The following is a 17,849-nucleotide window of genomic DNA, read 5'->3' as shown; positions in this document are numbered from 1 at the left end:
CGCAATCCACACCGAGCCAGAAGGCCCTCACCCATTTCAAGATCCCACGTCAGTGATCGCTGTCACCAACCTCCATGGACAGAACAGCTAGGGCGCCTGCGTGACGCCTGGGCGCTCCTCCCGCACGAGGCGGTGGTCGCGCGCGGCGCTGACCCGTGCCACGCGCACGTGACGCGCGCGTGGCACGGCCGCCTTCGCACGTGACGTGCGCCACGCAGCGAATGGGACGAAACGGTCGACCGGGGTGACGTTCGTCATGGGCCGGACGCCAACTACGCCCCCATGCGCGGCATATGCCACCGGCTCTTCGCTGATCGCCATTCCGTTCGGCCACCGCATACCGCTATGGTCCCCGTCTGGCGGGACGTCGATCGTCGTCCTGCCGCGCCCTCGGGGGGAGGGAAGGAACAACACCGATGCCCGTACCCGTACCGCGACAGAGGAACGTCCCCCTCGCGGAGACCGCCCCCGGCGGAGCCGGCGGCGGCGACCTCACCCTGCTGGTCATCGAGGACGACCCGACGGGCACCTTCAGCGTCCCCGAGCTGCTCGACGCCTCCGGAACGCGTGTCCGTATCCGCACCGCCAGGAATCTCACCGAGGCGGAGCGGCTGCTCACGGACGACGTCCACTGCGTCCTCGTCGACCTCGCGCTGCCCGGCCGCGCCCATGACGACGCCCTGGGACCGCTCGAGCACGTCCTGCGCCTGGCCCCCCGGCACGCCGTGCTGGCGCTGACCGCGTCCGGCGACGCGGAGCTGGCCGCCGAGGCGGTACGGGTCGGCGCCCAGGACCATCTCGTGCGCGAGGAGCTCGACGGACGCCTGCTGACCCGCGCCGTGCGGTACGCGGTGGAGCGCAAACGGGCCGACACCGCCCAGGTGAAGCTCGCCGAGTCCCGGCTGCGCGCCCAGGAGAACGCACGACTGGAGCGCGGTCTGCTGCCCACTCCCCTGCTGGAGGGCTCGGATCTCCGCTTCGCGGCGCGCTACCGCCCCGGGCGCTCGCGCGCGCTGCTCGGCGGCGACTTCTACGACACGGTCCGCACCCCGGACGGCACGGTCCACGCGATGATCGGCGACGTCTGCGGCCACGGGCCGGACGAGGCGGCGCTCGGCGTGGAACTGCGCATCGCCTGGCGAGCGTTGACATTCGCCGGCCTGTGCGGCGACGACCTGCTCTCCACCCTCCAGCAGGTGCTGGAGCACGAGCGGGAGAGCGAGGAGATCTTCGCAACGCTCTGCACAGTCGACATAGCGCCCGACGGTCGGCGGGCCGGGCTGTGCCTGGCGGGCCACCCCACCCCCCTGATCGCACGGCACGGCCGGGCGGCGCAGTTGCTCCCCTACGACGACGGCGGTCCGGCGCTGGGCCTGCTGCCGCGCGCCCGCTGGCCGCGCCGGCAGGTGGAGCTCGGTGGCTCCTGGAGCCTGATGATGTACACGGACGGGCTCATAGAGGGCCGCCAGGGCCCCGACACCAAGCAGCGACTGGGCCAGGACGGCATGGTCGCCATGATCAACCGGCAGCTCGCCGCCGGCCTGGACGGCGAGGAACTGCTGGAGGCGGCTGTGGGCGAGGTGCGCGAGCTGAACGGCGGGGAGCTGACGGACGACGTGGCAGTGCTGCTGCTGAGCCGGGACGGCGCCCGCCACTGAGCTGCGGCGGGCGCGCCATGTCCCTCAGCGGGTCAGGTCGCGATCCGGGGCGCGACCGCTGTGACGGGCGTCACCGGCCGCCGTTGTAGGGGCCGTACGGTCCGTCGCTGCTGGAGCCGCCGCGGCGGCCGCCGCCCCCGGAGGCCTGCTGCAGCGCGGGGCGGACGTCGACGAAGAACACGATCGAGGCGATCAGCCCGGCGATCGACAGGAACAGCATGGGGATGAAGACATTCACCGCCACCGCGACACCGAGGATCACCAGCCAGAACGGCTTGGTCTTCTTGTCGGCGGCACGGTAGGCGTCCTCGCGGGCCATGGCTGCCATGACCAGGGCGGCCACGGAGGTGACGAGGAAGACCAGCCTGACGATCATCCAGAGCCCGAAGTCGAAATTGTCAGCCAGCATCCTCAGCACCGCCTAGTGAGTGGTTTGTGTCGCCTCGCGGTCAAGGTACCTCCGAGCCCGCCCCCGGCGCGATGAACGTGCGGGACGCCGCGTCACCGCGGCGCCCGCGCATCCGTTCACTTCGCGGTGGGCGGAGCGCTCTTCTTGGCGACCGGCTTACGCGCGGTGGTGGTCCTGCGCGCGGCCGGCTTCTCGGCCTTCGGCTCTGCGGCGACCGAGGCCGCGGGCTGGGCCTTCTTGTCCGCCGCGGCCTTCTCGGACGCCGGCTCCGGCTCGACGGCGACGGCGATCTCGGTGAGCTCCTCCGCCGCCTCGCCGCGCCAGGCACGCACGGTCTGCTCGCCGTGCTCGGCGACCTTCTCGTACGTCTCACGAGCCTTGACGGCGTACTCGGCGGCCACGCCGACGCCACGCAGCGCGAGGTCCTGGGCGGTCTCGCCGAACTTCTTCAGGTCGGTGTCCAGGCTCCCGATCACCTCGGCGACCTTGGTCTGCACGGCGGCCTGGGCCTCCTTCGCCTGCGTGGTCACCTTCTCCTGCACGGCCTTGGGGTCGGTGTTGCGCACGGCCTCGAAACGGCCGGGCGCCTCGGCCGCCAGCTGCTCGATCAGCGCGGGCACCTTACGAGCCTGCTGCACGGCGAGATCGGCGGTGCCGGCAGCGAAGTAGAGGGGGGTCGGGTCGGTGAGGGTCTTACGCAGGTCATCGGTGATGGCCATGACTGTGGTCCTCCCGGAACGCAGATCAGTTCGTCTATCGGTCGGCATCGCCCGAGTCGGCCGCACGGGGGCCGTCAGCGGCGGTGTCTTTCGAGTCGGTGTCGTTCGACGTGGTGTCCGTCGAGTTGGTGTCCTTCGACGCGTTGCCGTCGGCGACATCCGTGGCAGCGGCGGTCTCGAGCCCGTTCTCCTTGCGGAAGGACTCGTAGATCTGCAGAAGCACCTGCTTCTGCCGCTCGTTGATGGAGGGGTCGGCGAGTATGACGGCACGTGTCTCCAGCTCGTCCCGCTCCTGCTCGTCGAGAATCCCGGCCCGCACGTACAGCGTCTCCGCGGAGATCCGCAGGGCTTTGGCGACCTGCTGGAGAACATCCGCGCTCGGCTTGCGCAGCCCGCGCTCGATCTGACTCAGATACGGGTTGGACACCCCGGCGGCGTCGGCGAGCTGCCTCAGCGACAGCTGCGCATTGCGCCGCTGCTCGCGGAGGTACTCACCGAGATTGCCGACGTTGAGCGATGCCATACGTCGATGGTGCCCCACAAGCGCTAACTTTTGCAAGCACCTGCTTGCAAAAGTGTCGCAGGCGACAGATCACCACTGTGCGACTTCCAGCGTCGGCTGTCACATTTCAGCTGTCCTGTCTCTGCTGTCCCGTCTCACGCGACCCGCTCCAATCTCACCAAAGCTGATTCGATCCGGGCCTGCGTCTCACTGAACCTGCTCCGCGGCTGACCACCGTGAGCCGCGGCGTTTCCGCGTCTCAGGGAAGATGCCTCGTTCGGGTGGTTATCTCACCGAACCTGTCCTGCTGGCGCTTTCGTGGTGCCTAACGTCGCACATCTGCGACGTAGCGGGAGGGCGCGATGGGCTCAGCAGCTCTGAGGGTGGATCGTTCGGGCAAGCCGGGAGCCGGTTACGGGGTGGAATTCGCGGTTCCGTCCGAGGGGCGGGTGGTGGGTTCTCTCGCCGATCACTGGAGCGTCCGGTTCGAGGATGCTTTCCCTGTCAGGTCGTTCCACTTCGCCAAGGGGTCGCGGAGTTATCCGGGTCTGTACTGGTCGGCGACGGTGAACCGGCACGTGGGGTACGAGTCGTGGCTGGAGCGGGATCATCTCAGACTTCTGGACTTCGACCGGCGGATCGGCGGGGTCTCGTCACAGCCGTTCCGGATGAGCTGGCTGCAGGAGGGAGTCGTGCGGCGGCACACGCCCGACTTTTTCGCCCGTGGTGTCGACGGCACAGGGATCGTGATCGACGTGCGGGCCGATGACCGGATCGGCGAGAGGGACGCCGCTGCCTTCGCGGCCACTAAGACGGCCTGCTCCGAAGTGGGCTGGGAGTTCAGGCGGGTTGGGATTCCCGATCCAGTGTTCATGGCAAACGTGCGGTGGTTGGCGGGCTATCGCCACCCACGGATCCACCGGGCCGAGGTGGGCCGTCGTCTGACGGAGGTGTTCGCTGCCCCGACCGGCCTGCTGCACGGTGCTGCCCAGGTGGGGCCTCCGATCGGGGTACTGCCGGTGCTCTTCAACCTGTTGTGGTCCGGGGTACTGGTTGCGGATCTTCGTGCCGAAGTCCTCGGCAACGGAACGCTGGTTCGTACGGCCGAGGAGGTACTGCGATGAACGGTGGACGGCCGGGTGTGTTGCGGATCGGTGATCGGGTGGTGCTGGCAGGGGTCCGTCATACGGTGACCGGTCTGGCCGGGACGCTGGTCCATCTGGCCGACGAGCGCAACCGGGCCAGCGCGGTCAGCCTTCCGGATCTGCTGTTGCGGGCAGAGGTCGAGTCCGGTCCGGCACCCTCGCTTCCGCGCCTGCCGTCGGCCAGATTTCACGGCCTGCCGGCCAAGGCGGTCGAGGATGCCTCCTGGTGGGAGCCACACATCATCGAGGTTCTGACCGGTCTCCCTCCCGGGGCGGCCCCCGGCGCCCAGCCGTCGGGCCAGTACGACCCGGCTACGCGCTCACTGGCCGAACGGGAGGCGGCCAAGGCTGCCGAGCTGATCGGTTCAGGACATCCCGGAGTCAGCTCCGGGACGGTCCGGCGGAAGCGTCTGCGCTACCAGGCTCAGGGGGTGGCGGGTCTCGTCGATGGCCGGGCCGACCGAGCACGTCCGTCCACAGGCCACACCGACTCAAGAGTGGTAGATGTCCTGCGGCGCGTGCTTGTCGCTGAGGAGACCGCGCAAGGCCCCAGCCGAACGGTGGAGTTCTTTCGCTGGCGAGTCGAGCAGATCCTGGAGAGCGAGTTCGGACCCGGCGTGGTCCCACTCCCGTCGCGCGCCACCTTCTACCGGCTGTTCCGCAAGCTGTCCGCAGGGCAGCACACAACGGGCTCGGCCCGCACCCGCCGGTCGCTGGCCGGCCGTCCGCAGGGGCCGTTCGGGCAGGTGACTCCGGTGCGTCCCGGCGAGTTGATGCAGATCGACTCCACTGCGCTGGATGTGCTCGTGCGCCTGGACAGCGGCACGCCGCGGCGCGTGGATCTCACGGCCGTGATCGATGTCGCGACGCGGACCGTGACCGCGGCGGTGCTGCGGCCGACGACGAAGTCGGTCGACGCTTCGCTGCTGCTGGCCCGCACGGTCGCCCCGGAGCCGATGCGTCCGGGCTGGGCGGATGCTCTGCGAATGTCCCGGTCCGTCCTGCCTTTCGTCCACCTGCACGGACTCGACGAGCGTCTCGCGCATGCAGCGGCGCGGCCGGTGATCGTGCCGGAGTCGATGGTCTGCGATCACGGCATGGTGTTCATCTCGGACAATTTCCGCTCCTCATGCCGGTGGCTCGGCATCGACTTCCAGCCCGGCCACCTGGGCACTCCCACCGACAAGCCGCACATCGAGCGAATGATCGGGACGGTGGGGACACAGTTCCTGCAGTACGTTTCGGGCTACCTCGGCTCCTCGGTGGAGCGCCGGGGCCGGGACAACGCCGCACAGCCGTTGTGGTCACTTCCCGAGCTGCAGGATCTGCTCGATGAATGGATCGTGGCCTGTTGGCAGAACCGTCCGCACGACGGCCTGCGCGATCCTGTCTCGCCTGGAAGAACGTTCAGTCCGAACGAGAAGTACGCCACGCTGATCCAGGCTGCGGGATACGTCCCGCTCGCACTGTCCGGTGAGGACTACATCGAGCTGCTGCCAGCGAAATGGCGGGCCATCAACGCCTACGGCGTGAAGATCAACCATCGCGTCTACGATGACGCCCAGCTGAACGGACTGCGACGCCAGCCGTCTGGAGTCACCGATCGCAAGGATCTGTGGGAGGTCCACACCGACCCCTACGACGTGACCCGGATCTGGGTGCGGAACCACCATCACGGCGGCTGGATCACCCTGTTCTGGAAGCATCTGTCCACAGCCCCGGCCCCGTTCGGCGAACTGCACTGGAACAACGCGATCAGTGAACTGCACGACAGTGGCGTCACGGATCCCGCTGAAGAAGAAATCGCGGCAGTGGTCGGCAAGTTGCTCCAGCGTGCGCACGACGGTCCGCCCGGAGCCTCCAAGGAGAAGACTCCACCCCGGCGCAAGCGGCGGCGCCCCAACGCGCTTGGCCGTCCGGCCGTCCTCGATACATCCGCCTCGCGCGCCCGCCCTCCGGACGAGCCCGCGTTCGAAGAGCCCGAGACCGATCAGCCTGACGAGGACGACTCTCTGGCAGACGTCGTACCCCTCGGCATCTTCGACGCCCGCAAGGAGGCCGAACGACGGTGGTGAGCACTCCTGCCCCAGTGCACTCCGACATGCCCCGCGACACCACGCTGACCCTGTCGGGCTGGCGGCGCTTCGTCGACTCCTCGCCACCCCAACTGGCGCTTCTCCCTGACACGAAGTGGACGCAGCTTTCCGTCGCGGATCGCGACACCTATGACGAACAGCGCATCGACTACCACTCAGAGATGATCGTGGTCGCGACCTCCGCGGTCCGCGAGGTCACACACCAGGGGCGGCTGCTCACCCTGCTGAACCGGCGGGAGATCAGCGCCCGCAGAGGGCTGATCGTCTCCGGCCCGTCGACCACCGGCAAAAGCACGGCGCTCAAGCAACTCGGCCGCACCCACGAACTGAACGTAAGGCAACGTCATCCGGGTACCGACCGGATTCCCGTCGTCTACGTCACGACGCCACCCAAGGGCTCCCCGCGCAAGCTCGCCGTTGAGTTCGCCCGCTTCCTCGGCCTGCCACCGATCAAACCGCGCTACAACGTCACCGACATCGCGGACGCGGTCTGTCACGTGCTGTCCGAGGCACGCACCGATCTGGTGCTCGTCGATTTTACCGACCGCGGGCAGTGCCGCCCGTGATGTCCGTCTGGGCCTGTGACGTGGGCGTCATGGGCTCGTTTACCGACCGGGACCGGGACGTCTGTCATGTTCCGGAGTCGGTACGGAGGACGAGTGGTACGGCACCTGGTGGTCGGGGACTTGAGGGTCCAGCAGATCGAGAGGAAGGACGGGCGGCGGTCGTGGACGATCGTCTGGCCTGAGGGCACCGTTCATCCGGAGGCGGACAGGTTCCTGCGTGAGCACGAGGGCTCGGGAACGCAGAGGACATACGCGTACTTGCTGGTGGACCATCTACGGTGGCTGGAGCGAGAATGCCTGGGCTTCGAAACTGTCCAACTGCGGGATCTTGAGAGGTACATGGGTCTCGTCGGCGCCGAGGTCCGCATGCCGCTCGGCGAACCGTGGCGCCTGGGCAAGCGCCCCTACGGGCGGTCCGCGCTGTCGACCGCCGCAGCCTGCTTGAAGGGCTTCTACCTGCACCAGGCATCCCTCGGCATCAACAGCGAGCTCGGCAAGAAGCTCGACAAGTCCCGGCTGCCCTCCCGAGTGGACCGCCGTCGCTCGTTCCTCGGACACGTGAAGTCCTCGCTGCCCACGAACCCACTCGCGCCGAAAGGCCCGCACCGCCGACACCCGAAGATGCTCCCCGACGGCGCCCGGGAGAAGCTGCTGGAGGTCGCGAACGCCGCCCGGGACCGGCTGGTGATCACCTGGCTCGCCGACGGCGGGCTGCGGATCGGCGAGCTTTGCGGGCTGCACCTGGTCGACCTGCATCTGCGCGAGAACGCGGCCTGCCACGAGTGCCGCACCCCGCACGTCCACGTCTGCCACCGTCCCGGCAACCCGAACCGGGCCGAGGCGAAGACCAAGGAGCCCTGGAAGGTCGAGGGCGGGACGGTGACCGGCGGGCTGATCAAGCGGGTCAGCCCGGCGATGGTGCACACCTACTTCGAGTACGTCACCACCGAGTACCCGCGCGGGGCCGGGCACGGCATGCTCCTGGTCCAGCTGCACGGCGGCGATGCCGGGCAGCCGTGGGCGCCGGTCGGGGCCCGCCGGATGCTCGGCCGGGCCGGGAAACGCGCCGGGCTGGGGATCGTGAAGCCCCATGCTTTCCGACACAGCTTTACCTCGGCGGTTCTCGATGCCTCGGACGGCAACACGCTGATCGCCCGGGACGCGGGCGGCTGGGCCTCGGCCGCGATGGTCGATGAGGTCTACGGGCACGTCGATGTCCACGATCCCGTGTTCGATGCCGCGCTTCGTACGGTCTGGGGTGAGGGCCGGTGAAGCGGGTGGAGTTCCTACGTCCGCTCTACGCGGAGCGTCCGGACCGGCAGGAACGCGACCGGCTGGAGATTCTCACGGCGCTGATCAACGCGCCGTCCTTCGATCCGGTCTTCCGCGCCGACATCATGCGGATCCCGCGCGGTCACGCCATCTACCGGTGGGAGTGCGTGGTTGCCGGCTGCGAGCGAGCGCGGGGCGGCGGGGATCTGTGCTCGATCCACCGCCAGGAGTGGGCCCAGGCGAGGGAGCGCGGGATCGGCAAGGCCGCGTTCATCGCCGCGGCCCAGCCGCTGGGTGCCTTCGCCTCGCGGGAGGACGCAGTCTGCCGGATCTGCCCCGAGCGTCCCGCCGACCGTCATGACCTGCGGCTGTGCCAACGTCACCGCACCCGGTGGAAGCTGCACCGCCAGCAGCACGGAGAGGACGCGGACTTCGCCGACTGGGTCAGCCGCCAGCAGATCTTTCCTGGCTACGGTCCCTGCCGGGTGGTGGTCTGCCCCTCGCTGGCCGACTCCCCGCTGGGGCTGTGTCCCGGGCACGAGGCCCACTACCGCAAGCAGGGACGGCCCGGCGGGGCGAGCCTGCCGGACAGCTGGTGGCAGCGCTACGAACACCACGGGGCACCGGTGCCAGTCAGCTTCCGCAACGAGGAAGCCTTCCGCTCCTGGTGCTGGCGGGAGACCGCGCTGCCCTGGCCGGGTCAGCTCAACCTGCGCGGCCTGCGACCGCTGGTGCGGGCCGAGCTCCAGTGGGGGATGTTCGTGCACACCCAGCGCCCGCGGGCGAGCCGCTGGGACCTGGGCTGGGTGCAGAAGCTGGTGACCATCTGCCGGACCGACAACGTGAACTCGCTGATCGATCTCGACCTGCGAAGCTGCAGCCAGTTCACCGGCGGCATCGCCAAGGAGATCCTCCACGAGCTGCGTCTGGTCTACTTCACTCCCGAGCAGGCCAAGGAGAGCGGCTTCCTGGAGGTTGAGCACTTCGGCGTCCGCTTCGCCCACCGCAGCGGCCATATCGATCTCAGCGGCATCCCGCAGCGCTGGCTGCGGGACCTGACCTGGGATCACCTCGCGGACCTGCTGCGGTCGCCGCGCTGCCCCCGCACCGCGGGTGTCCTGGACGACCTGCGCCGGGCCGCACTCGAACTCGGGGTGCTCCTGGAGCTCGATGCACCGGGCGGCGGCCACGATCCGACCGTGCTGCGAGGCGAGCACGCACAGCGCTTCGTCGCCGATCAGCGCCATCGCGAACGCGATGGCCTGCCGTCCCTGGCGGTCAAACGCCCCGGCGGCTCTCCCAGCACCATCACCCTCATCACCCGGAGCATCGTCTTCAACGCCGCCCGGCGGCTGCTGCGGGAGGCGATGGACAGCGGGACGGCCGAACGCCTCGGTCTGAGCCGGGAGTTCATCACCGCCATGCCCGCCGCAGGTGCTTCGACAGTGCGGGCTCGCCGCCCGTTCCCCGACGAGGTGGCCCGCGCCCTGGCGGACGAGGGGAACCTCGCCCGCCTGGCCGGCAGCGACACCCTGGACCTGGGGATGCGCGACATCTGGGAGGCGACCGTCATCACCGGCCGGCGCATCGGCGAAGTCCTCAAACTGCGGTGGGACTGCCTGGGCCGCTACGGCGGACTGGCCATGTTCTGGCACGACCAGACCAAGGTCGGCAACTACGACGCGGCGATCCGTATCCCCGAGCGTCTCTACGAACTGCTCGCCGCGCGGCAGCGCAAGACCTTGGACCGCTTCACCGCCGAACGCGGCTACCGCCCGACCGGCACCGAACGCGCCCGGCTTGCACTGTTCCCCACAACCCACCGCAACCCGGACGGCACCGTGTCCCTGACACACCAGTGGTTCTACAGCCGCTTCCGGCCCTGGGTCGACGGCCTCGACCTCGGTCACTACGTCCCCCACCAGGCCCGTCACACGCTGGCGACCAGCCTGCTGCGGGCCGGGGCGAGCCTGACCCACATCCGCTGCTACCTCGGCCAGGTCTCCGACCGCATGGCCGAGCACTACGTCCACCTGACCAGCGATGATCTGGAGAACGTCCTCCAGCACGTCTGGGTCGCCGGCCCCGGCACCGCCCACCCCGGCGAACTCCTCGCCGGGGAGTCCACCCCGCTCACCCGTGAGCAGGCCCAGGCCCTCGCCATTGATCTGTCCCGCCGCAGCACTCCAGCCGAGGGCGGGTTCTGCACCTTCCAGCCGGTTGTCGACGGCGGCGCCTGCCCGTGGAATCTGGACTGCCACAGCTGCGACAAGTTCGTCCTGTCCGGCGCCGATCTGCTCTACTGGCGGCGCAAACGCGAGCAGTGGCGGCTCCTGGCCGAAGGTGCTCCCGACGACGCCACCGCCGACTACCTCCACCGCTACTTCGAGCCCACCGCCCGCGCCATCGACGGCCTGGAGAAGGCGCTGGCCGGCCTCGGCCTCCTCGACGACGCCCTCGCCCTGGACCTGCGCAAACCACAGGACTACTTCCAGCGCGTCTGGTCCACCGCCTTCCGCGCCGCCGATCTGGCCGACGCGGGCAGCGATGAGCACAGCGAGTACAGCGATACGTGCACAGCCGACGACGACCCCGAACGGCACATCGCATGAAGACCGCCACCGTTCCAGAACCCCGCACGGCCGCCGCCCTGGCAGCCCGGCGCCGCAAGACCGAAACCGCTCTCCAGCGGGTCCACGAGGCCATCGCTCGGATCCGCCGCGAGAAGGCCCAGGTCAGTGTCGCCGCTGTCGCCCGCCGCGCGGACGTCTCGCGCACCTTTCTCTATGACAACCCCGAGGCCAGAGCCGCGGTCGCTTCCGCCATGGCGGAAGCCGGCGAACGACGGACCCAAATGCTCGCCGCGCAGGACGACGTGCGAGAAGCAACCTGGCGCGAGCGGGCCCTGAACGCCGAAGACGGCCTCAAGGCCGCTCACGCCGAGATCCTCATCCAGCGCACCCGCATCGGTGAACTCCTCGGCCAGATCCGCGACTTGCAGGCCGAATGGACCGAAGAAGCCGTCCAGCGGATCACCACCGAGAACACCACCCTCAAGCAGCGAGTCCGCCAACTGACGGCCGACAACCGCACCCTCGACGAGCGGCTCAAGGCCGCCCGCTCCAACCTTCGCTTCCAGGACCGTCGCGTCGCCGACCTCGAAGCCCAGATCGCGGGCACCTGACAACCCGCGGGGTGCCGCTCAGTCCGGTGACCAGGGGAAACCCGTGGCCACCGGACCGTTCCCTATGCCAGGCTCCGGCATATGGAGCCCCACAACGAGCAGGCCGCAGGCGAGGTCCTGCATCAACGCGGCTGGCGCAAGGCATTCACCGTTCAAGAGATGGTCGACAAGTGGGCCTGGCTCGTGGGCAAAGTCGAGGACGGTTACAGCGACCTGGTGGACGAATACACCAACGACCTCTACAGCCGGAACTGGCTGCACGAGGCGTGGCCGATCCTCACTGAGCGCGTGATCGTCCAATGGACCCCGCAGATCAAAGCCCTCGACGACCGTTTCCGGGCTGCCACCGTCTTCGACGACGGCATCGCCTTGTCGCAGTTCCACCGGATCAGCGGAGTCGACCCCATCGACATGTGGTGGTGGCGGCGCCACCCTCGTCTACTCGTCGGCGATCTCGGCCGCTCGCTCCGCTCGGCGGGCGCCACCGACTGATCTCGCCAGGACAACGCACGAGACCCCACCGAGCCGTGGTCCCCCCGTCACCGCCTTTCGTTGGCTCCGCAATGGAGCCTTCTACGAATCGCAGTCGGTGGCCGCAATCACCTGACCAGCGGCTCAGCCAAGACGACGACTCGATCGGCCTCGATATCGAAGCCGAGCACCGGGTGGCCATAGCCGCCCTCCGGATCCATCAACACCGGCTTGCTCAGGCGTCGCCCGATCTCCCGCAAGAAGCCACAGAACACATCAAGTCGCTCCTGGCCCTGCAGCTCCCGCAGGTCAACATCGAAGTCGATTTCATCGTCGTCATGGAAACGGAAGATCGCCAGAACATCGGCAGTCGGCCAGACCCGCAGGTTCGGGCACTCAGCGTCCGCCGGGCGGGACAGCGCGGTCTCCGCTTGAGGCACCGGCAGCACCGTCTCGCCTTCGGAGTACTGGCACTGCCAACCTCTCGCCTCGACAAGATCGAGGACCGCCTGCCAGTCCTCCACCGAGGCATATGGGACACGCACGTCCGGCAGCGACCCCATCAGGTCCGGGTCGAAGAAACAGCTCACGTCATCCCACAGCAGATCAGCCACATCACCATGCTGCCCGGCTCCCCGATCCATCGCAGCCCCGTTTCCCTTGGCCAAAGGCATAGGGGCACCCCCCCCGGATCACTCGGACGGGCGACAACATCGACCCCAACTCGCCGTCACGGACATGTAGTCTATGAATCGTCGCAGTTCAGAGCCGGTATCCGAGCTCCTGCGGTCGGTAATGTCGACGAGATCCACAACCTCGACCTGACCACCCGCTACGGCGCGGAAGCCTCCGACCAGCTCAAATACCTCTCCGAACGGATCGCGGCAACCTTCGTCCTGGCCGGGCTCGACATCGAGACCAGCTCCCTGTTCCACGGAACCCGGGGCCAGCAGATCGCCGGCCGCTACACCGTCGTCCCCTCCAAGCCCTTCGGCCACCGCAACCGCGCCGACCGAGAGCAGTGGCAGGCCCTGATCGCCACCATGGAGGACTCCCTGCGACTGCACCGCCACCAGGCGGGCACTCTGCTCGCGCTAAGTTCCTACCTGCACGAACGCGCCGACGGCCTGATCGGAAGTCTCTCCCAACTGATCCGCGAAGCGGCAGTGGAGGCCATCGACAGCGGCACCGAGAAGATCACCAAACGCATGCTCGAAGCCATCGAGCTGGACCACGCCGCCCAGGAAGCTCAGCCCGAGCCACCCCGCGCCAAGCGGGGCCGCAGGAAGGCGGCCTGACCCGTGGAGCCCTGGGAAACTCCCGTCCGGCCCTTGCCCGTTCCGCTGCCACCGGTCCACGGGGAGGTCCTGGGCTGGTACCTGCACCGCCTCGCCGAGGCCAACTGCACCACCCCGGGCCGCATCGCACAGGTGTTGACCCCTTCACGCAATACCGTGATCGGGAGGCGGATGGACACCTTCGGCCACTGGACACCACAGCTGGTAGCCCGCTTGTCGCTCCTGACCTCGACACCGGCCGCCGCTCTCCAGCGACATCTGCCCGCGCTCGCACGGCGAGCCGCACGCGAACGAGGCGAAGCCGTACTCATGCGGCGTGATCACTATCTGCCTTGCCCGCACTGCCTGCACAGCCGAGGAATCACTCAGCCCGTGCTGGCCCACATCCCACCGGCCCTTCGCCTCTGCCACAAACACGCCATCTGGCTCGACGGGAATTCCCACTACCGGGTGGGGCACCTGCCGGGGCTGATCGCGGCCCAGCAACGACATCTGCGAATCGCGAGCCGCTTCGCCGACACTCTCGGCGCCGCGACCAGGGAAACGGACGGCCTTGTCCGTTCCTGGTTGATGATCAAGTCCCAACCGGCCCTGCTCGACCGCTGGCGCGAGCGCCTCGCCCGGCTCCCCACCCGGCCGTCCCGCAGCGAGATCGTCCGCCTGGTATTCGATGAGCGCGAACGCATCGTCACCTACCCGGAGTTCGTCTCCCTGCTCGAAATGATCGCGGATCCTCGCTGGCGGGCCCGCCGCGTCCTCGACCACGACGGCCTCACCGCCGACCAACACCGGCACGCGATCGACACCGTGTTCTCCGAGGCCGAGCGGCGACTTGGCGTCCCCACGCTCCGCGTCATGCCCGAGCGCAAGCTATTCCACAACGACCCTCTGTTCCGCTGGATCGACCCCCGGGGCAGAGTCCGGTTCCCGAGCACCTACACCGGGAATCCCGGACGCCCCCGTCCCAGGAGAAGTGCGCAACCCCAGCTCACACCCACCATCGCCGCTCAGATCCAACGGGACACCTCGCTGTCGCAAGAGCGACCACATCAGAGCAGCCACCTCCAGCGGGACGCCCAGCCCCCGAAACGTCCCAGCGAAAGTGACTGACACCTGGTCCAGCCCCTACAGCTCGATCACTTCCACTGGGAACGGACATCGGCTGTCACATTTCAGCTTGTCCCGTCTCACGCGACCCGCTCCAATCTCACCAAAGCTGATCCGATCCGGGCCTGCGTCTCACTGAACCTGCTCCGCGGTTGACCACCGGGGACTGCTGCAGGGTTGGGTGACACCTGACCTGGCTTGCTGAGAGGCGGCCTGGAAGGATGTTGCAGTGCCCAAGCCGTATCCGAAGGAGTTCCGCGAGGACGTCGTGCGGGTTGCGCGTAACCGTGAGCCCGGCGTCACGCTGGAACAGATCGCCGCCGACTTCGGGGTCCACCCGATCACGCTGTCGAAGTGGCTGCGCCGCGCCGAAACCGACGAGGACGCCAGGCCCGCGAGGGCGTCGGGCGAGTTGGCCGAGCTGCGCGAGGCCCGCAAGCGTATCCGGCCCGCCGCCGACCGCTACGGCCCCGGAGCTAAAGCGCGTTACCGCGCCTCGACCTCAGACAGTTCTGAGAGGCCGTCCGGGTGGACCTGACACTTCCCGCCCTGGGAGACGGTCTACGGCTACTTCGCGAAGTGGCAGAAGGACGGCGTGTTCGTCCAGCTCAACGGCCTGCTCAGGGAGTTGGTGCGGCAGAAGAACGGCCGCAACGCCAGCCCGTCGGCCTGCGTGATCGACGCGCAGAGCGTGAAGACCTCCACCAGCGTCCCCGCCACGAGTCAGGGCACGGATGCGGGCAAGAAAATCGTGGGCAGGAAGCGGAGCATCGTGACCGACACGCTCGGCCTCCTGCTCGCGGTGTTGGTCACCGCGGCCAGCGTCCAGGACTCCGTGGCCGGCACCCAACTGCTCGACCAGGTCGCCGCCGCCCACCCCGGCATCCGCAAGGTATGGGTCGACGGGGGCTACCGCAAGCACCTCATCGAACACGCCGCCACCCTCGGCATCGACATGGAAATCGTCGCCCGCACCCCCGGGACCAGGGGATTCACCCCGATACCGAAACGCTGGACAATCGAGCGGACCTACGGCTGGCTCATGCTCCACCGCCGCCTGGCCCGCGACTACGAAACCTTCCAGCCCGTTCCGAAGCCATGATCCACCTAGCCGTGACCGACCTCATGGCCCGCCGCCTCACCGGCGAGACCACCATCTCCTGGCGCGACCCCGCATAGCCACATCAACCACGGATTCCGGGATGAAACACCGGGAGAAAACGACCTCTCAGGGCTCAGTCTGGGAGGCGGTCCACGAGCCACCAGGCCGCGCTGTTGGCGGCGAGCTTGCCGTCATCGCAGGGGAGGCTGGACAGCAGTGGTTTTCCGGGAACGGGTGCGGTAACAGGTGCGTTGGTGAAGTTCACGGCACACACGAAGCCTGGCCCCCGGCCGAAGACCACTGTGTCCGGGTGGCCTGGCAGCCAGCGCAACGTGGCGTCGCGGAGCGAGGTGAGGCTGCGGCGCAGTTGCAGGGCGTCGCGGTAGAGGTGCCAGCTGGACTCGCTGTCATGACGCTGACGCTGCACGGAGTACCGGGCGAACGAAGGTGGCTGCGGAAGCCACGGCTGGTGCGCCGGCGCGTCGCAGAAGCCGAACGGCGCCTGCTCCCCCATCCAGGGAAGCGGTACGCGGCATCCGTCGCGGCCTTTGGCCGGGTCGCCGGTCGCGGCCACGATGGGGTCAGTCAGGGCGTGCGGCGGCAGGTCGGTAACCTCGGGCAGACCGAGTTCCTCGCCTTGATAGAGGTAGGCGCTGCCGGGCAGGGCCAGCATCAGCAGCGCCGCCGCGCGGGCCCTGGCCGCGCCGCGCTCCGGATCCGGTTCCTCGCCGGGCAACGCCCCGCGGCTGTACCGGGTGGGGGTGCGCTGCTGATCGTGGTTGTTCAACACCCACGTAACCGGTGCACCGGTGGACGCGATGTCTTTCAGGGCGCCGTCTATCCGGGCACGGAAGGCCGCAGCGTCCCAGGGGGTGTGCAGCAGGTCGAAGTAGAAGGCCTGGTGGAGTTCGTCGGGGCGCAGATAGGCTGCCTGGTCCGCGGGCGTGGGTACCGCCACCTCTCCGACGAGGGTGCGCTCCCGTCCGTCCCGCGCGGTGTAGGCGTCGCAGATCGCCCGCCAGCGGCGCCAGACCTCGTGCACCTCCGGCCGGTTCCAAGCCAGCGGGTTGACCGCGTCACGCGCGTCCTCGTCGGCAGTGGGGTCTGGCGAGTCGGGCAGCTCCGGGTGCTTGAACAGCCCGACCGCGACATCGATGCGGAAACCATCCACTCCGCGGTCCAGCCAGAAACGCAGTACGTCGTCGAAGGAGTCCGCGACCTGCGGGTGACGCCAGTTGAAGTCCGGCTGGTGCGGGGTGAACAGATGCAGGTACCACTGCCCGGGGCGGCCGTCGGCCTCCCGAACCCGGGTCCAGGCCGGACCGCCGAACATGGCCCGCCAGTTGTTCGGCGGCAACTCCCCCTCATGGCCGCGCCCGTCGGCGAAGTGGAACCGGGCACGGGCGGCGCTTGCCGGTTCGGCCTCAAGCGCCTCGCGGAACCACGGGTGCTCGCGGGAGCAGTGGTTGGGGACGACATCGAGGATGACCTTGAGTCCGAGTGCGTGCGCGTCGGTGATCAGCCTGTCGAATTCGGCGAGGTCACCGAAGAGCGGATCGATCGCGCAGTAGTCGGCGACATCGTAGCCGTGGTCATGCTGCGGGGACGGGAAGCAAGGGCTGAGCCACAGCCCGTCGACACCAAGCATGGCCAGATAGGGCAGTCCGGCCCTGGCGCCATGCAGGTCGCCCACACCATCGCCGTTTCCGTCGCGGAAACTCCGCAGATAGATCTGGTACATCACGGCGTCGCGCCACCACGGCACATCGGGGATCGCCATCGGACAGTGACCTTTCAAGCAGCCGGCACCGGCCGGCGGACGTCGGAGCCCGTAGGGCTCGGGAGGAAGGAGGTTCTGGCTGCGCGTGAGCGTGCGACTCATGCCCGCTCGGAGCGTTGGCGCGTATGTGCCGCCAGTGGGACCGGTGGCCGCGACGGCGCCCGGACAGCGGGGATGGGTCCGGACGCCCTCGAAGCCACCGGCCGGACACCTGCCTCGCTGCGGCGGAGTGCGGCCAGAGGAGGCGCGTTTGGTGAAGATGCCGTTCCTTGTGGGGCGGGGCACTTCCGGGTCAGCGGCTCAACCCAGATGGTTGATCGTTCATATGAGAGAGGCGCTGTGTACAGGCCCTCTTCGCCGTCAAGGCTTCGTAGGCAGCATCCGTACCCACTGCCGGACGCGCGTCAAGCGTGCGGCGGCACCGCACCATTCCGTTGATGTCGTTGATCCAGATGCGCGGCGGGCGCACGACGTAGGTGCGGGTCGGTTGAGTACGGGGGCACTGGGTGGGCCGCTCGTTCCGGGGCTCTGGCGGGTGGT

The 17,849-nt window shown here is 68.6% G+C and carries 16 protein-coding genes and 1 pseudogene; 12 read left to right on the top strand and 5 right to left on the bottom strand.

What is annotated here, in order from left to right:
* The first annotated feature begins 416 nt into the window (after positions 1-416).
* Positions 417-1,658: a PP2C family protein-serine/threonine phosphatase gene (locus ACZ4SA_RS35105; protein ID WP_468282254.1), complete on the top strand. Its 1,242-nt coding sequence runs from the start codon at positions 417-419 to the stop codon at positions 1,656-1,658.
* A 70-nt stretch (positions 1,659-1,728) separates the two neighbouring features.
* Here ACZ4SA_RS35105 and ACZ4SA_RS35100 read toward each other — a convergent pair whose 3' ends face one another.
* The 3 genes from ACZ4SA_RS35100 to ACZ4SA_RS35090 all read right to left on the bottom strand — a co-directional run bounded on the left by ACZ4SA_RS35100 (position 1,729) and on the right by ACZ4SA_RS35090 (position 3,309).
* Positions 1,729-2,067: a DUF2516 family protein gene (locus ACZ4SA_RS35100; RefSeq protein ID WP_468282251.1), complete on the bottom strand. Its 339-nt coding sequence runs from the start codon at positions 2,065-2,067 to the stop codon at positions 1,729-1,731.
* A gap of 116 nt (positions 2,068-2,183) precedes the next feature.
* Positions 2,184-2,786, bottom strand: coding sequence for a hypothetical protein (locus ACZ4SA_RS35095; RefSeq protein ID WP_468282248.1), 603 nt, complete (start codon positions 2,784-2,786; stop codon positions 2,184-2,186).
* A gap of 34 nt (positions 2,787-2,820) precedes the next feature.
* Entirely contained in the window at positions 2,821-3,309 is a 489-nt protein-coding gene (locus ACZ4SA_RS35090; RefSeq protein WP_468282245.1) for a helix-turn-helix domain-containing protein, read from the bottom strand.
* Positions 3,310-3,650: 341 nt separating this feature from the next.
* On the opposite strand from ACZ4SA_RS35090, the gene ACZ4SA_RS35085 reads away from it, so the two are divergent.
* From ACZ4SA_RS35085 to ACZ4SA_RS35055, 7 genes are all read left to right on the top strand, one after another.
* The gene (locus ACZ4SA_RS35085; RefSeq protein WP_468282242.1) at positions 3,651-4,412 is read left to right on the top strand and encodes a TnsA-like heteromeric transposase endonuclease subunit; all 762 of its coding nucleotides are present in this window, start codon (positions 3,651-3,653) and stop codon (positions 4,410-4,412) included.
* The gene (locus ACZ4SA_RS35080) at positions 4,409-6,508 is read left to right on the top strand and encodes a transposase (protein ID WP_468282239.1); all 2,100 of its coding nucleotides are present in this window, start codon (positions 4,409-4,411) and stop codon (positions 6,506-6,508) included. Before ACZ4SA_RS35085 ends, ACZ4SA_RS35080 begins: the two co-directional genes overlap by 4 nt.
* Positions 6,509-6,534: 26 nt before the next feature.
* Positions 6,535-7,095 carry a TniB family NTP-binding protein gene (locus ACZ4SA_RS35075; RefSeq protein ID WP_468282236.1) on the top strand — a complete coding sequence of 187 codons (561 nt, stop codon included), beginning with the start codon at positions 6,535-6,537 and terminating at the stop codon, positions 7,093-7,095.
* Positions 7,096-7,188: 93 nt separating this feature from the next.
* Positions 7,189-8,367 carry a tyrosine-type recombinase/integrase gene (locus ACZ4SA_RS35070; RefSeq protein WP_468282232.1) on the top strand — a complete coding sequence of 393 codons (1,179 nt, stop codon included), beginning with the start codon at positions 7,189-7,191 and terminating at the stop codon, positions 8,365-8,367.
* Complete coding sequence (locus ACZ4SA_RS35065) at positions 8,364-10,979, top strand: tyrosine-type recombinase/integrase (RefSeq protein WP_468282229.1); 2,616 nt, start codon at positions 8,364-8,366, stop codon at positions 10,977-10,979. Before ACZ4SA_RS35070 ends, ACZ4SA_RS35065 begins: the two co-directional genes overlap by 4 nt.
* Positions 10,976-11,551, top strand: coding sequence for a DUF6262 family protein (locus tag ACZ4SA_RS35060; RefSeq protein ID WP_468282226.1), 576 nt, complete (start codon positions 10,976-10,978; stop codon positions 11,549-11,551). The genes ACZ4SA_RS35065 and ACZ4SA_RS35060 overlap by 4 nt, the downstream gene beginning before the upstream one ends.
* Before the next feature lie 81 nt (positions 11,552-11,632).
* Positions 11,633-12,043 (top strand): hypothetical protein, encoded by a 411-nt coding sequence (locus ACZ4SA_RS35055; protein ID WP_468282223.1) that lies wholly within the window; start codon positions 11,633-11,635, stop codon positions 12,041-12,043.
* A 107-nt stretch (positions 12,044-12,150) separates the two neighbouring features.
* On the opposite strand, the gene ACZ4SA_RS35050 is transcribed toward ACZ4SA_RS35055, so the two are convergent.
* The gene (locus tag ACZ4SA_RS35050) at positions 12,151-12,636 is read right to left on the bottom strand and encodes a hypothetical protein (RefSeq protein ID WP_468282220.1); all 486 of its coding nucleotides are present in this window, start codon (positions 12,634-12,636) and stop codon (positions 12,151-12,153) included.
* 6 nt (positions 12,637-12,642) lie between these two features.
* On the opposite strand from ACZ4SA_RS35050, the gene ACZ4SA_RS35045 reads away from it, so the two are divergent.
* From ACZ4SA_RS35045 to ACZ4SA_RS35030, 4 genes and pseudogenes are all read left to right on the top strand, one after another.
* Entirely contained in the window at positions 12,643-13,320 is a 678-nt protein-coding gene (locus tag ACZ4SA_RS35045) for a hypothetical protein (RefSeq protein WP_468282217.1), read from the top strand.
* Between the two features lie 33 nt (positions 13,321-13,353).
* Entirely contained in the window at positions 13,354-14,430 is a 1,077-nt protein-coding gene (locus ACZ4SA_RS35040; protein WP_468282214.1) for a TniQ family protein, read from the top strand.
* Positions 14,431-14,656: 226 nt separating this feature from the next.
* The gene (locus ACZ4SA_RS35035; protein ID WP_468282211.1) at positions 14,657-14,965 is read left to right on the top strand and encodes a transposase; all 309 of its coding nucleotides are present in this window, start codon (positions 14,657-14,659) and stop codon (positions 14,963-14,965) included.
* A 3-nt stretch (positions 14,966-14,968) separates the two neighbouring features.
* A pseudogene (locus ACZ4SA_RS35030) lies at positions 14,969-15,606 on the top strand (IS5 family transposase); the annotation flags it as partial.
* 56 nt (positions 15,607-15,662) lie between these two features.
* Here the strand turns inward: ACZ4SA_RS35030 and ACZ4SA_RS35025 are convergent.
* A complete protein-coding gene (locus ACZ4SA_RS35025) occupies positions 15,663-17,309 on the bottom strand; it encodes a glycoside hydrolase family 13 protein (protein WP_468282208.1) in 1,647 nt (548 codons plus the stop codon).
* Positions 17,310-17,849: the final 540 nt, after the last annotated feature.

Source organism: Streptomyces sp. NPDC027962, assembly GCF_055566095.1.
The sequence above is the reverse complement of the archived record's forward strand: the minus strand, read 5'-3'. Positions and strand labels throughout refer to the sequence as shown.